Annotated in this window: 15 protein-coding genes; 8 read left to right on the top strand and 7 right to left on the bottom strand. The window is 50.3% G+C overall.

The window, feature by feature from the left end; translation table 11 throughout:
• A complete protein-coding gene (locus ACYVAM_RS15945; RefSeq protein WP_461068678.1) occupies nt 1-2,028 on the top strand; it encodes a PAS domain-containing sensor histidine kinase in 2,028 nt (675 codons plus the stop codon).
• On the opposite strand, the gene ACYVAM_RS15940 is transcribed toward ACYVAM_RS15945, so the two are convergent.
• From ACYVAM_RS15940 to ACYVAM_RS15930, 3 genes are read right to left on the bottom strand one after another with little or no spacing between them, the layout of a single operon-like run.
• Nucleotides 2,029-2,622, bottom strand: a complete 594-nt coding sequence (locus ACYVAM_RS15940; protein WP_461068676.1) for a biliverdin-producing heme oxygenase — start codon at nt 2,620-2,622, stop codon at nt 2,029-2,031.
• Entirely contained in the window at nt 2,619-3,050 is a 432-nt protein-coding gene (locus ACYVAM_RS15935) for a response regulator (protein WP_461068674.1), read from the bottom strand. The genes ACYVAM_RS15940 and ACYVAM_RS15935 overlap by 4 nt, the downstream gene beginning before the upstream one ends.
• A 7-nt stretch (nt 3,051-3,057) precedes the next feature.
• Nucleotides 3,058-5,298 (bottom strand): ATP-binding protein, encoded by a 2,241-nt coding sequence (locus ACYVAM_RS15930; protein ID WP_461068672.1) that lies wholly within the window; start codon nt 5,296-5,298, stop codon nt 3,058-3,060.
• Nucleotides 5,299-5,561: 263 nt separating this feature from the next.
• Here ACYVAM_RS15930 and ACYVAM_RS15925 point away from each other — a divergent pair, with 263 nt between their 5' ends.
• Nucleotides 5,562-6,812, top strand: a complete 1,251-nt coding sequence (locus ACYVAM_RS15925) for a hypothetical protein (RefSeq protein ID WP_461068670.1) — start codon at nt 5,562-5,564, stop codon at nt 6,810-6,812.
• Between the two features lie 152 nt (nt 6,813-6,964).
• Here ACYVAM_RS15925 and ACYVAM_RS15920 read toward each other — a convergent pair whose 3' ends face one another.
• The 3 genes from ACYVAM_RS15920 to ACYVAM_RS15910 all read right to left on the bottom strand — a co-directional run bounded on the left by ACYVAM_RS15920 (nt 6,965) and on the right by ACYVAM_RS15910 (nt 8,902).
• Nucleotides 6,965-7,639, bottom strand: coding sequence for an outer membrane beta-barrel protein (locus ACYVAM_RS15920; protein WP_461068668.1), 675 nt, complete (start codon nt 7,637-7,639; stop codon nt 6,965-6,967).
• Nucleotides 7,640-7,848: 209 nt separating this feature from the next.
• The gene (locus ACYVAM_RS15915; RefSeq protein ID WP_461069623.1) at nt 7,849-7,905 is read right to left on the bottom strand and encodes a SipW-dependent-type signal peptide-containing protein; all 57 of its coding nucleotides are present in this window, start codon (nt 7,903-7,905) and stop codon (nt 7,849-7,851) included.
• 4 nt (nt 7,906-7,909) lie between these two features.
• Nucleotides 7,910-8,902, bottom strand: coding sequence for a GRP family sugar transporter (locus ACYVAM_RS15910; RefSeq protein ID WP_461068666.1), 993 nt, complete (start codon nt 8,900-8,902; stop codon nt 7,910-7,912).
• A gap of 132 nt (nt 8,903-9,034) precedes the next feature.
• On the opposite strand from ACYVAM_RS15910, the gene ACYVAM_RS15905 reads away from it, so the two are divergent.
• From ACYVAM_RS15905 to ACYVAM_RS15885, 5 genes are all read left to right on the top strand, one after another.
• Nucleotides 9,035-9,478 carry a DMT family transporter gene (locus tag ACYVAM_RS15905; protein WP_461068664.1) on the top strand — a complete coding sequence of 148 codons (444 nt, stop codon included), beginning with the start codon at nt 9,035-9,037 and terminating at the stop codon, nt 9,476-9,478.
• Nucleotides 9,479-9,562: 84 nt separating this feature from the next.
• Nucleotides 9,563-10,186 (top strand): hypothetical protein, encoded by a 624-nt coding sequence (locus ACYVAM_RS15900; RefSeq protein WP_461068662.1) that lies wholly within the window; start codon nt 9,563-9,565, stop codon nt 10,184-10,186.
• A gap of 61 nt (nt 10,187-10,247) precedes the next feature.
• Nucleotides 10,248-11,519, top strand: a complete 1,272-nt coding sequence (locus ACYVAM_RS15895) for an MFS transporter (protein WP_461068660.1) — start codon at nt 10,248-10,250, stop codon at nt 11,517-11,519.
• A 121-nt stretch (nt 11,520-11,640) separates the two neighbouring features.
• On the top strand, nt 11,641-12,975 hold the full coding sequence (argH, locus tag ACYVAM_RS15890) for an argininosuccinate lyase (protein WP_461068658.1): 1,335 nt from the start codon (nt 11,641-11,643) through the stop codon (nt 12,973-12,975).
• 11 nt (nt 12,976-12,986) lie between these two features.
• Nucleotides 12,987-13,220, top strand: coding sequence for a hypothetical protein (locus tag ACYVAM_RS15885; RefSeq protein ID WP_461068656.1), 234 nt, complete (start codon nt 12,987-12,989; stop codon nt 13,218-13,220).
• A gap of 108 nt (nt 13,221-13,328) precedes the next feature.
• On the opposite strand, the gene ACYVAM_RS15880 is transcribed toward ACYVAM_RS15885, so the two are convergent.
• Nucleotides 13,329-14,192, bottom strand: coding sequence for an SMP-30/gluconolactonase/LRE family protein (locus tag ACYVAM_RS15880; RefSeq protein ID WP_461068654.1), 864 nt, complete (start codon nt 14,190-14,192; stop codon nt 13,329-13,331).
• Between the two features lie 198 nt (nt 14,193-14,390).
• Here ACYVAM_RS15880 and ACYVAM_RS15875 point away from each other — a divergent pair, with 198 nt between their 5' ends.
• Complete coding sequence (locus tag ACYVAM_RS15875) at nt 14,391-14,600, top strand: hypothetical protein (RefSeq protein ID WP_461068652.1); 210 nt, start codon at nt 14,391-14,393, stop codon at nt 14,598-14,600.
• Nucleotides 14,601-14,617 lie beyond the last annotated feature (17 nt).

The following is a 14,617-nucleotide window of genomic DNA, read 5'->3' as shown; positions in this document are numbered from 1 at the left end:
ATGAATCAGCCTGTTGCTGCTCACTTTACACCGTCAGTAACTGCCGAAGAAACGTTACTCCGACGTTCATACGACCAGTTGCAAACAGCCCTGAGCATTGGCATGATCGCCACCTGGTTCTGGGATATCGGCACCGATAAAGTATCCGGGGATTTGAATCTTCTGCGTTTGTTCGATGTCAATGAACGTGACAACATCGACGGCCTTCCGTTGAGTGCTTTCACAACGTCGATTCATCCGGAGGATCAACAGCGAGTGATGAGCCTCATTGACGAAGCCATTCGTTCGGGCAACACCTACGAAGCCGAGTATCGTATTAGCCTCCGAGGCCAGACGAAGTGGGTACTTGCCCGCGGTCAGGGTACCTATACGACCGATCATCAGCCCCTTACCTTATCTGGCGTACTGGTTGACGTTACCGACCGAAAGCAGATCGAACTGCACTCCAGGATCGTTGAAACCAGCTTTCGTTTATCACTCGAAGCGGCCCGGATGGGCACCTGGGAATACCGATTGCTGACCGACGAGCTGATCTGGTCCGATCGGACCAAAGAACTCTTCGGCCTGCCGGCAACAGCAGCGGTCGATTACAGTATGTTTTTACAGGCCCTGCATCCAGATGATCGGGAGGCAACGGACCGGGCCATTCAGGCCGTTCTGCAACCAGACAGTTCGGGACGCTTTGATTATGAGTATCGGACAATAGGTGTCAACGACGGCCAACTGCGCTGGATTCGGGCCAACGGACAGACGTTCCTTAATGACCAGGGCGTTGTTTATCAATTCATTGGCACCGTCATCGATGTTACATCCGACAAAGAAAATGAAACCCTGCTGAAACAACGTGTTGATCAGCAAACACGCACGCTGGAGCAACAGGCCCATCAGTTACGCACCACACTGGATGCTTCGATCAATAGCATTATTGCCATGACCGCCCTGCGCGACGAGACCAATACGATCGTTGATTTTATGATGGATACCGCCAATGCAGCGGTCATCAAAAGCAATTTTATGACACCCGATCAAATCATTGGCCGCAAATTGCTCACAGTCTTTCCCGGCAATAAAGAAAATGGGTTCTTCGATCTGTATGCGCGGGTTGTCGAAACAGGTGAACCGGAACAAAGCAGCCAATATTACCGCGATGAGTTTGGCCTTGAAGGCTGGTTCGAAGTGTCGGCGGTTAAACAGGGCGCGAATGGTGTGGTCGTAACGTATAATAACATTACGGAACGGAAGCAGGCCGACTTAGCCGCCAAACAACAGGAGAAGGAGCTTAAGGAAGCCAATGAGGAGCTACAACGCTCTAATGAAAGCCTCCAGCAGTTTGCTCACATTGCATCGCACGACTTGCAGGAGCCCCTCCGACGCATTCAGGCGTTCAGCGACATCCTGCAAAACCAGTTTATGGATAGCCTCTCTGATGGCGAGCGCGATATGGTCCGGCGGATTCAGAAATCGGCCCAGCGAATGCAACTTCTCATCAAAGACCTGCTACTGTACTCTCAGCTCAGTACACAGCGCGAGTCGTTTACGGTCATTCCGCTTACCAATGTGTTGCAGGATGTTACGACCGATCTGGAAATGACGATCGCCGAGAAACATGCCACCGTCGATGTCTCTTCTCTACCCAACGTATCCGGCAATGCATCACGGCTCCGGCAGCTTTTCCAGAATCTGATTACCAATGCGCTCAAGTTTGGCCGCCCCGACGTGTCGCCGTTCATTCAGATTCGTTCTCGTCTGGCAAACCCCGATGAACTCCCCCCTCGACTAACCGACCAGGCCGACCAACCGTTCTGGCTGATTACGGTCAGCGACAATGGCATTGGCTTCGACGAGCGCTACAAAGACCGCATTTTCACGCCATTCCAGCGGCTGCACAACCCGGCTATCTACAGCGGTACAGGCATTGGCCTGGCAATTTGCCAGCGGGTGGCTGAAAGTCACGGGGGAGCCATTGACGTAAGCAGTCAGGACGGGCAGGGTTCAACGTTTAAAGTTTTCTTACTCGCTACGGCTTAATTACGCGACCCCGCTTAATACCTCTGGTCGGGTAGCCAGAAAAATGGATTGGTAGGCTTTGAAGGTTTCGTCAGCCGCAGCCACCACTGCATCGGCGTGTAAGGTACCCTGCTTAGTCAGGAAAACACCGAAATTTTTCCAGTTGCTTCCTAAAGCCGAGCCATATCCCTGGTAAAACCGCCCCTGAGCCATAAAGGGCCTGATGGCTTCATTTTGCTGTAACAGACGACAAATCACCGTTCCACCCAGCATAGAGCCTTCGCCAACATACGCAGCACCCAGTAATGAAACGGGCGACCAGGCGTCAAAAAGTTCGGGCATCGGCACGGGTAGTACTTCCGGTAGGTGTGCCAGATCGGCCAACAACCAGGGTGTTTTCCGGCGGACCTCTGGCTCATAATCGTGAAAAAACTCGTGGTTACGATCAATGGCGGTTTCCAGTGCCTGATGAAAGACCAGATGAGTGCGTAAGAGATGGCTGTATTCAGTAACTGAGAGCGTCCCGTTTCGCAGCGCTTCGGTGTAAAAAAGTTGCTCGGTTTGCTCATGCAGAGGCCGGGTTTCTTCCCTTAAGCGCGCCAGTAAGTTTGTCATTTATAATCCGTTCGAGTATTATTTCCCAGCCAGAAATCGCACAGTTTCTTGAGCACGTCGCCTGTTTCCTGATAGCTTCCTGGTTTTACAACATACGCATTGATACCCGCGTCATAAGCTGACTTAATATCGTTCGGGTTATCGGATGTGCTGAACGCAACAATGGGTATATGCCGCGTTCGGTCGATAGCCCGCGCTTGCTCAATCACCTCAAAGCCACTTACTCCACCCAGGTTCAGGTCCATCAGTACCAATTTGGGCAAAACAGTCCGCTGCTGCTCATACCGCCCTATTCCTGCCAAATATTCAATGGCTTCTGAACCACTGTTAATAACGGCATAGGTAATAGGCCGGTCTAGTTTTCGTATCAGGCGACTGAAAATATCCGCATCGTTCGGATTATCTTCAACATAGAGTACATCGACCATAAGCTTGTTATTCAGCAGCGTTTAGTGGAAACGAAACAAAAAACGTGGTGCCTTGGTTTGGCTCGCTGTGAAACCAGATTTTCCCTTGATGCCGGTTGATGATCCGCTTGACAATAGCCAGCCCGACCCCGGTGCCTTCGAAGGAACGGGCATTTTCCAGCCGTTTGAATAAGTCAAATATTTTACCGGCCTGCTTCATGTCGAACCCAACCCCGTTGTCCTCAACGGAATAAATGACTTCGCTACCGGTTTGCGTACCCTTTATTTTTACCCATCCTTCTGCAGCCAGTTGTGTATATTTAGCTGCGTTACTAATCAGGTTGGTAAACAATTGCAGGGCCATCGTCGGGTCAGCCGTAATTGATGGCGTATCGCCAATGTCGATGCGTAACGAACGGTCTTTCGACATGATCAGAATCTCCTCCCGAATACCTTCCAGCAACTGGCGCATATCGATCGGTTGTGTATCCAGTTCCGAACGGCCCATCCGGGAGTAAAACAGAATATGCCGAATCAATCGACGCATCCGGTCGGTGGAGTCGATGACTTTCTGAAACAGCGCTTGCGCATCGGGCGAAAAACCCTCGCCATACTCTTCGAGCAGAATTTCAGCATAACACCGGATAGACGATAAGGGCGTACGCAAATCGTGCGACACCGTATAACTGAAGGCATCCAATTCTTCGTAAGCCAACTGTAAGCGCTGGTTGAGCAAGCGAATTTCATTGGCCTGCCTTGTTACGATCTGCAAAATATCTTCCCGCAGTTTCACCACAACAGACAGTTCAGCTTCGCTCCACGGTTCAGAGGTGTTCCGCACAATTTCGGTCCAGGCAGCAAAACTTTTACGCGGACTAAGGCGACGCAGTCCCTCCTCATTGACGGTAACGGCCTTGTCGGGATTTCCGGCCCAGGTAACCTGTTCAACGCGTTCGGGTTTGAACCAGAACAGGTATTCGTTCAATTCGCGCGACAGGACAATGGTCAACAACCCCGCTCCTACAGCCCGGAATTGTTCGGCTGGTGGATACAGCGAAGGCAGTTGGCTAGTTTGTAAAAACGATTCTGTCCCTGTTGTGCCCATCCACTCGGCCAATGCCCGGATTTGCTGATCATCAGGTGTTTTACCAAGCCGATGTACCTTATTGTTGAAAATAAGCGCGGCTCCGGTAGCGCTCGTTATATCCAGGGCCGTTACGGGTAGTTTGGTCAGCGCCCGCACCACATCGTCGTTCAGAAGCAACTGCTGGTGCAACTCACGGCCCGTCTGTTGATATTGCTGCAGGTTCGTTAAGTCTTCCTTATCTTTCCGAAACTCCAGAGCCGCCGATAGCAATTGACTAACAAATTTGGCGGCCTGCCGTGCCTGGTAGTCCACAAAATGAGGAGTGCGATTATGGCACGAAATCAGGCCCCATAGTTCGCCCCGGTAGAGTAGCGAAATACTCATGGATGCCTGCACGCCCATATTTTTGAGGTATTCGATATGCACCGGCGATACGGCCCGTAGTACCGAATGTGTTAAATCGAGCGGCTGACTGGCGGGCCAGCCAGGTCTGGAAAGAATAGGCGACGGCACACTGCCTGCATCGGCAATCAGTCGCACCAGATTGACTTTATACAACTCCCTGGCCTGCTTTGGAATATCCGATGCCGGATAATACAGTCCCAGAAAAGGCTCCAGATCGTCTTCTTTTTCTTCGGCTATAACCTGTCCATGCCAGTCGTCTCCGAAACGATAAACCATTACGCGATCGAAACCGATAATCGTTTTGACCCGACGGGCGGTATTTTGCAGCAACTCATCCAGCGTTCGGCTGGACTGCACCTCGGTCAGGGCCTGTGAGATCAACTGCTGGTTGGTTAGCTGGTTATGATCGTTGTTTACCGGTTCCCACTCCAGCAAAATGAGCTCTTTATGCTGATGAATAATCAGATTCCAGGCTTTCCCGTTCAGGGTTAAGCGGTTTGGATTCATAGTTTCCCATGAATCGTTTCGCTGGCCTACGTTCAGAATTTCAGCCAGGGTACTGATGGGCAGATTCGTACCTGCCAATACCGTATCGATCGACTGGCCCAGCAGTTGGGCAGCCTCCGTACCAACGAGATCGACAATGTTGGCACTGGCATGAACAATCGAATACGTATCGGGCTCTACAGCGATCAGGTAGCCGTAAGACTGGATATGACCAAGAATATGGATTGGCTCCTGTTCGCAGTTTATAAGATCAATCGTTGATGGAATCATTGAGTAATAGCCCGTTGCTAAAAAAACGTAATCGACAGGGCAGGCAAACGAAAACGCCGAGAATCTTAACACTAAATTACACTATAATCATACGTACTACTTATAAAACTATAACTAGTCTACATTGTGTCTATGAGATAGCGTATAAATAAAAACGATACAATACGTAAATGTTTATTCAGAAACGCATTTATTTAACTAAATACGCAAACTAGTTGTGGGTGCATAGCTCCATAGCCATTGAGACTAGAGTAGGTACAACGGTGCAACGAACGGTAACCGCGTTCCGGCTGTCCTTCCACTGGATTGATTTTACGGTAAACAAGCATATGGATGTCAAGACCTGCCTGTTTTTCTTTTTTCTGACGGTATCCGCTTCGGCGCAGAAACCTGTACCGCCCAGCCTGCATGCAAACCCAATGGGCGAGCTAGAAGCCTACCGCCAGCAGTTGGCACTACTTCGGCAGGAGCATCCAAACCACCGCGAACTCCCTAATCTGCACTTTTTTCTGTTCGGTATGGGCGACCGGCTCAAGTTGATTTATCGCAATGGGCGTCTCCTGAATGCGCTGACCGGTAATATTGAGGAGCAGTGGCAGGTAAAGCAGGAAATCATTGTTCCGCCAGCGTATCTGGTTCACCTGATCCTGACGGATGGCCAAACGATTCAGATTCGGGAAGATGAAGCGGGCGTATGGCTTCTTCAGCCAAACAAGCGCCCCAAACTGATTCCGGGCACCCGCAGTCGATTGACGCTACCGTCCTTCACGACCAGCCGGTTCGGTTCCGTGCTCCGGGTATTGCATCAGGAAATTCTCATAAACATACTCCACGGCCGCCCAGTGCCCAATTTTCTGGTTTATCAGAAACCCTGGTATCGCGATGCGGCACTGATGGCTATGGTGTTGCGGCAGACCCGTAACCTGCCGCTGATTCATGACTGGATCATGGCCATCCGCGACCCGTTCGACCGCAATAACCACGGCATAACGGAAGCTGATAATCCGGGCGAGGTGCTGTTTCTGGTTTCGCTGGTAGCCGATAAAACTCACCCGGTGGTGAAAATGGCGCTGGATTCGGTGAAGCGTTTTGAAAAAGAAGACTACATTATTGGCAAATCTGACGATGCTGACCACCCCGTTTATCAGACGAAATGGCTCAAGTATGGCCTTAAGTCACTCAACTTACCCGACCCTTATCATATTCCCAGGCAATATGACAGCTATTCGTCGTTGTGCTGGTGGGCCTATACCCATGAACACGTAGTGGGCAAGAAATTTGCCGAGACCTCAAGCCTGAATTACCCTTATCTGGTCTGGGCAGAAGATCATTTTTATCATGAAAAACGCGGCATGGTCGGCACAATTGACTATCCATTAAGTTGGGAACAGCAAGCCCGCGATGCCCACTATCCAGGCTTAACGGTGCTTGATAAAGACCTGATCAAGCAAAAAATAGCTCTCCCACACACAGGGCACGCAGCCGAACAGTTTCTGCTTCTGCTTGATCAATAGGGTCTTTTTAGCCATACCGCGTTGATTAAGTTGAACAAATTAACCATCGAAGCGAATCCTATCAGCCCACCGCTTTGGCGGTGGGCTGATAGGATTCGCTTCAAAGCTTATTTAACTACCCGATGTGGCTAGAGTCCGCGCAAATCACCCGTTTAGCGGGAACCGCCAATTGTAAGGCCCGCTTTAACACTAAAGTACGAGTTATTGGCCGTTAATGTGAGTCGGCTGGCCGCGTTGGTAATACTGGTGTCGCTGATCAGGTTGTAGTTCGCTTCAACGTGCACAAGACCGTATTTAACGCCTACTCTGCCCAGTCCGCCAAAGGCTGTTGTCGTTGGCAACGGGTATGATACAACAGAGCTGGTACCTGATAATTGGTAGGATTGCTGGCTGGATTCAGCATAATAAAAACCAGCGCCAAGGCCTATATAAGGCTTTAAGCCTGTGCTCGTATTCAAAACGTAATTGGCGGTCAAAGACGCAGACAAAATAGATTTTGCCTTCGTGGCCAGGGAGATATTGTTGTCAAGAACCTCCGGACGCTGGATAAATGCCTGCTCTAAACGAACGCCAACTTCCAAATTTCTGGTCAGTTCATATTGTGGCTCAACGCTGTACACAAATCCGGCCTTACTAAGATCGGCGTTTGTATTGCCCGGTACATCGGCAGATGCGGCATAGCCCCCGGCAATAGTTACTTTGAATGGCTTTGCTGGTCTGGTTGACTTAACGGGTGGCTTGGTTTTAGTCAGTGTGTCAGGTTGAGCAGTTTGAGCACTTGCGGCAAATGAAACCAGGGCGAACAATAGAGCGAATAACTTACGCATAGGGAATTGAAATTGGGTACTTATTAATTGGTTTTCTACGAACAGACTTCCTGTGGCGCAAAGATGGCCATTTTATCCATGAGCTGTTCTTCGCATCAACGGTTGCTTCTGCTCACAGCTATTTTTTGTCGACAAGCAGGCGTCACCCGGCAACCGCAGCCCATAATCTATACACGGCTTACCCTCATTCCGTTGCAGCAAGCCGTTCTTTATGCAGAAAAATAGGCAAGCGTATTTGTCGATACGACCAGAGCCACTAAGGCCAAAAACTCATTTTGCGTATATAATCAGCGCCAGCCCCATCACGTAAAACAGGCCCATCAGTGTCAGGTAACGACTAGAGACTGTGGGGGCTCCCCGAAACTCATTCCAGATAAATACACCCCATAGCACCGCAATAATAGTAGCACCCTGCCCCAATCCATAGCTAATAGCGTAACCCGCTTCGCCAGAAGCCAACAGACTTGATGCCATACCCAGACACCAGACCATGCCCCCCAGCATACCAATTCGGTGGTTTCGGCGGCTCACGTCACTGTAGTGAATTTCGCCATCGGCTGGCTTGCTGGCAAACCGACGCAGAACCGGCAAAAACAACGGTGTGCTACAAACAACGCCGATTGCAAACAGAACCAAAGCGGTGTAGGGCGTCAGGAGGCCCGGCCCCGGATGGGCAAAATCAGGCGCCATGGCCCGTGCGACGAAATAGAAAAAGAAACTCATCAGAAAACCACCCACCAGCGAAACCACAATTCCTTTTGTGCTCACGGATGCGTCTGTCATGGCTTTGGACCGGTAGGCTAATGCACTGAATACGATCGCTAAAAAAATGGCAAAAACGCCAGCCAGCAACAAGCCTAAATTACCGATTGGCGACAAAATATAATTAACGACTACGCCCAGAATCAGCGCCAGCCCGATACCAACCGGCATTGCCACCGATAAGCCGGCCAGTTCGATACCGATCACGATCAGCATGTTGGCTATATTGAAAACGAACCCACCGATCAACGCATATAGAATATTTTGTCCATCAGCCTGATTGACATCCACCAGAAATGACCGGCCTGCCGCACCGAAGCTACCTAATGTAAAGGCCAGTAACAGGCTCAGAATCAGAATACCGTATGTATAATCCCGATAAAAAATAGTAGTTGGAACAGACTGCGTCGTTAATTTTTGGGTGTTGGCCCAGGAGCCCCAACAAAGCATGGTCAGAAAGCAGACGACAACTGCCAGCGGATAGTGCGAGATGATAAACATATGTAGTTGAGGCTGTTTAGGTTAGGAATATCTGGCAATCTACAAAATGCATTCTTGCTGACAAAGAAGCCAATTCATTAGAAAAGTTGATCAGGGGGAAGGCTACGCTTTGGCGTTGGTTACCTTTGCGCCATGAATTACATCTATATTCTCTTTGCCTTTCTGGTTGGACTGGCCATTACCGTACAGGCCGGTGTGAATGCAAATTTGAGACAGGCCATGGCCAGCCCGATTCTGGCAGCGGCTATTTCGTTCGGTTCTGGCTTTGTGGCCTTACTCCTTCTTTTTGCCGCATCCGGCTCGTCAACACCCTCGCTCGACGCTATCAAACAGGTAAGCTGGTGGAAATGGATGGGTGGCGTGATGGGGGCCGTTTATATGATTACCGTGATTGTCAGTGTGCCAAAAATTGGGACCGCAAACCTGGTTAGTCTAAGCGTAGCCGGACAATTGATAGCCGCCATCATCCTTGACCATTATGGCCTGCTTGGTTTCCAGCTACACCCGGCTAATGGCTGGCGCCTGTTGGGTGTCATGCTGATTATAGGGGGTGTACTGCTGGTGGTAAAAAACTAAGTAGCCGGTTTACGGTTTACCCTTTTCGGGGCATTGTTGAGTCAACCGTTACGACGGGCCACCGTATCGACAAACCGTACATCAATGATCAATTACCGCTTTTACCCTTCTCTGCTGAATGTCTTCGCTCGGTACGTACGTGGTGGAAACCTCTCTGCCCAGGAACTGATTGACTCAATCAATCGGGTACCCACGCCCACTACCGCAGCGCAGGAACGGGGTGTTTCGTTTGAGGATGCCGTTGTTAAAGGCACCAACGAAGACCGATTTGATCCGGAGGTCATCAAAAAAGTCCGCAAGCTGCTCCCCCGCCCTATTGTCGATACGCAGGTGTATTGCCAATGGGAAATTGATGACGTGCTCTTTTATGGCTACGTCGATCTGATCGGCAAATTCAAAGCGGTCGATTTAAAAACGACAGCTTCTTACCAGGCTGGCCGCTTCCAGCACAACCACCAGAACCTCTATCTGCATGCCCTCAAGCGCAAGGGTATCAAGCTGATGGAATACGTCATTACGGAGTTTCAACCGGGCGGCCCGACTGAAGTGTATGTGGAAAGTTATACGCTTACGCACCCCATTGACAAACAGTTGGAAGAAATCCGATTGCTCAAAACTTTTCTGGAAGAACACCGCCCCCTGATTACGGACAAAAAAATATTTGTTGCACCGGGCGAAGAAGCCGATGCACGTCGAAAGTCCCGCTAACGCCTGTAGTTTCTGGTAAAGTTGCCGCTATTTCGGGGCTGGTTTCACGTACCTTCGCGCCATGCTTCAGCGCACCTTACACCTGTATCAACGTGCTTACAAGGGCCTGTCGCCCTCCGTTTGGCTATTGGCGGGCGTCATGCTCATCAACCGTTGCGGCACGATGGTTTTGCCGTTCATGACGCTTTACCTCACCCAGCACCTACGGTATTCCGTTCAGGATGCGGGTATTGTCATGGCCATTTATGGATTGGGGGCTTTTGTGGGCACCTTCCTCGGCGGCCGACTTACCGACCGGTTTGGTTTTTATTACGTACAGTTAGTCAGTCTGTTATTTGGCGGAATGGCTTTGCTCGGCCTTCAGTTCGTCACGGACTTCACCGCTCTTTGCGCCAGCGTGTTTGTATTTACACTCTTCGGCGATGCGTTCCGACCGGCTAATCAGGCGGCTATTGCCTATTATTCCGATACAGAAACCCGTACACGGGCATTTTCTCTCAATCGGCTGGCCATTAACCTGGGCTGGTCTGTCGGTGGCGGTCTGGGCGGCTGGATAGCGGGCATCAGTTATAACCTTCTTTTCTGGACCGACGGCCTGACCTGCTTAGCAGCGGGCGTTGTTCTCTGGCTCTGTTTGCCCGTTCCCGCCAGCATCCCGGCAACCAACGATCAGCAAGGCGAGAACACCGTTGTTCTGACAAAAAGCCAGTCGCCTTACCGGGATACCTGGTTTATTGCTTTCGTTATTTGCTCCTGCCTCTACCTGATGGCTTTTATGCAATTATTTTCCATTGTGCCCTTATTTTTCAAGGAGGTTATGCAGATGAAAGAAAGCACGATTGGGAGCCTAATGGCCCTGAACGGCCTGGTCATCGTGTGCGTAGAAATGGCGCTGGTTTATAGCCTCGAACAGCAGCAACGTTCAAAAATAAGCCTGATTGTCACCGGAGTTGGTTTGACCAGCCTTGCCTATGGCTTACTCTCCCTACATCAATGGCTACCCGTTTCCCACATGGCTGTTGCGCTGGTTTTTATTCTGGTTGGCACCTTGAGCGAGATGCTGGCGGTGCCTTTCATTCAATCGTTTACGGTTGGGCGCTCCAGTCCGGCCACGCGTGGACAATATCTGGCGCTGGCCTCCATGAGTGGTGCCCTGGCACAAACGCTGTCACCCGCCCTGGGGTCGCAGATTGTGGCCCATTTTGGTTTTTCAGTACACTGGCTCGTTGTGGCCGCTATCAGTCTGGTGTCGGCGAGTGGCTTTTGGTGGCTGGGTATAATAGCCCGAAAGAATGCCCAAGCAGCTATCCCAGCAACCGATTCAGTCAGGTAAGGGGTTGTCTCCCCAATTTTCTTTGCGAACTTTGCACGAGAATAAAAGAGCGAAAGAGCCAGACGGGCCTGCTCAAGTACCATTCGCTCTTTCACTCATTCACTCTTTCACTCCGTAAGCCTTGAAACTCTGGCAAAAAGAAGGCGTCAGTACCGCCGAACAGATTGAACGCTTCACCGTCGGTCGCGACCGTGAAATGGACTTATACCTCGCTCCTTTCGATGTACTGGGCAACCTCGCTCACGCGCAAATGCTCGAAACCATTGGCCTGCTTTCTGCCGATGAACTGGGTCTGCTGACGGCTGAATTAAGGAAAATCCATCAAACCATTCAGGCTGGACAGTTTGTAATTGAAGACGGTGTGGAGGATGTACACTCGCAGGTTGAACTAATACTGACACGGGCACTGGGCGATGTTGGCAAAAAAATTCACTCGGGTCGGTCACGCAATGATCAGGTGCTGGTCGATTTAAAACTCTTCACCCGCGACCGGCTCTGGCGCGTTGCCGAAGCCGTTCAGATTGTGTTTGATCGCCTGATCAGTCGGTCAGAACAGCACAAAAACGATCTTCTGCCGGGTTACACGCATCTGCAAATCGCCATGCCTTCGTCGTTCGGCCTGTGGTTTGGGGCCTACGCCGAAGCCCTTGCCGACGATATGCTGACCCTGCAAACGGCCTACCGGCTGGCGAACCGGAATCCACTTGGTTCGGGAGCCGGTTATGGGTCATCGTTTCCCCTCAACCGCACGCTCACCACCGAATTGCTGGGCTTTGAAGGGATGCACGTCAACGTTGTGTACGCCCAAATGAGCCGTGGAAAAACAGAACAAACAGCCCTTACGGCGCTAGCTGCCATAGCCGCAACCCTGTCGCGGATGGCAATGGATATTTGCCTGTATAACAGTCAGAATTTTGGCTTCCTGATTCTCCCGGATGCCCTCACGACGGGTAGCAGCATTATGCCGCACAAGAAAAACCCGGATGTAGCCGAGCTTTTACGGGCTAAAACTAACCGGATGAAAGCCCTACCCATGGAAGTAACGCTGGTCATGAGCAACCTGCCTTCTGGCTATCATCGCGATATGCAACTGCTGAAAGAAATTCTGATGCCTGCGTTTGACGAACTCATCGATTGCCTGGAAATCACCGACTTTATGCTTGAGCACCTCCAGGTGAAGCCCAACCTGCTGGACGATCCGAAATACGATTTATTGTTCAGTGTGGAGCGGGTAAACGAGTTGGTACTGCAGGGTGTACCGTTCCGGGAAGCTTACCGAACTGTCGGCAAAGAAATTGCCGAACATACGTATGAACCACCCCGAACCCTTCACCATACGCACGAAGGGAGCATTGGCAATCTGGGCAACAACCTGATTCAGGACGCCATGAAACAGGCCATAGCGGGTTTTGGAGCTGAAAAAGCTGAATTAGCCACCAGACAATTGCTGGGATAATAAAAGATGCGATGAATGAATTACCCGAACAAACACGAAACGATTTACGGCGCATTGGTGGCGAACTATCCCGCTTATCCTTCGAGGTATTGACCGTTGTGGGCGTCAATGAGCAGGACGCACGAAGCCAGAAACGCCTGACTGAAGTCATGGATGCGATCGATCAGGCCATACAGGGCCTGGCAGAAATCATTACCTACGATCAATCAGAGGACGATGAGGACTTTCAGGATGACGATGAGTAAATGCGTCATTTCTTATTAATAAGGTAACACCGGGTTGAAACCTGGTGTTACCTTACTATTGCAAATTGCTGACGCGAATGAGCCGCATACTTGCGGCTCTACGTTACGTTATTCGACCCGGTAAGCCACCAGCGAATTTTTGTAGAAGGTCGGCACGATCAGCAGCTTTTTATTAGCCACATAATCGATATCGGCGGCATTGATTTTTTGCTCGCGGGTATCGAGCAACTGTACTTTGGTGCCATCGGCGCCGACGTGAAAAATCTGGCCGTTCCAGTCCGAAACGAAAAAATTGCCTTTCCCTTCAGCGACGATCCCATCGGTAGCGGCCATGCCATCGGCCAGGGTCGTCATTGTTTTCGTCGCCAGATCCACGGATCGCAACGCGCCGATCTTGGTGCTGCCAATCATCAGTTTATCTTTACCAACGGCCAGCACGCCATTAGGTTTGTTGAGTTGTTCACCTTCCATCCAGACTTCCCATTTTTCATCTTTCAGACGATAAATTTTATCGTTCTGGTTGTCTGATACATACACCGTACCATCTTTAGCGACAGTTACATCGTTTAGAAAACCACCTTTCCCAACGGCATCCCAGGTCTTTTCGGCCTGTCCGTTTTCCGTATTGATGCAGACCAGTCGGTACACATCGGTTACGTAAAGGCGATTTTTATAGAGCCCCATGCCTTTGGGTGCGTTCAGGCCCGATGTCCAGCGCAGGTTCTCAATTTTACCGTCGAGCGTCACTTTGGAAATAAAACCACTGCCGTCGAGGTCACCGGGTTTTCCATCGATATTGGCTACGTATAAGGTGTTATTTCCGTCATATAGCACCGATTCGGGTGTGCGTAAGGTAGTATCGGTTTCCCAAGCCTTTACCAATTTCATCGGTTTTGGCTTAACGGGTGGCGTCAGCGCCAGCAGACTTACACTAACGGCTGTTAGTAATACAAATAGGTTGATATGTTTCATAATTGTCCTGATTGTCAGATGATTAAAGTTTTTCAAAAAAATATTATTGTACCATGCCGGGTTGAAAGTAGCTCTACGGCGCATGGCTAAAAGACAAAATATAACTATTCTAACCGGCCCGAAAAAGAGACTCGTTTATGTAAAAACAATCAGATAGAGAGGGTGTTTACAAAACTCGCACATTACTAACACAAGGCTATGGAAACTGCTCAATTCCACTCTTTTGACGTGCAAACGCCGGTCGCTCAGCTTAAAGAAAGCACCCGCGATATGCTTCGGCTGCAACGAGATTACCAACTCTCCGATGAATTGTTCTGGGAGGTCTTTAACGCCCGCGTTCTACTCAATGAGCCGATAGACATCGACGCATTTATTAGGAATTACAACAGGTCGCCTGCCTACGCGTAGTAAGAAACTTGCTATTG

The sequence above is a fragment of the Spirosoma horti genome (genome assembly GCF_054776595.1).
The sequence above is the reverse complement of the archived record's forward strand: the minus strand, read 5'-3'. Positions and strand labels throughout refer to the sequence as shown.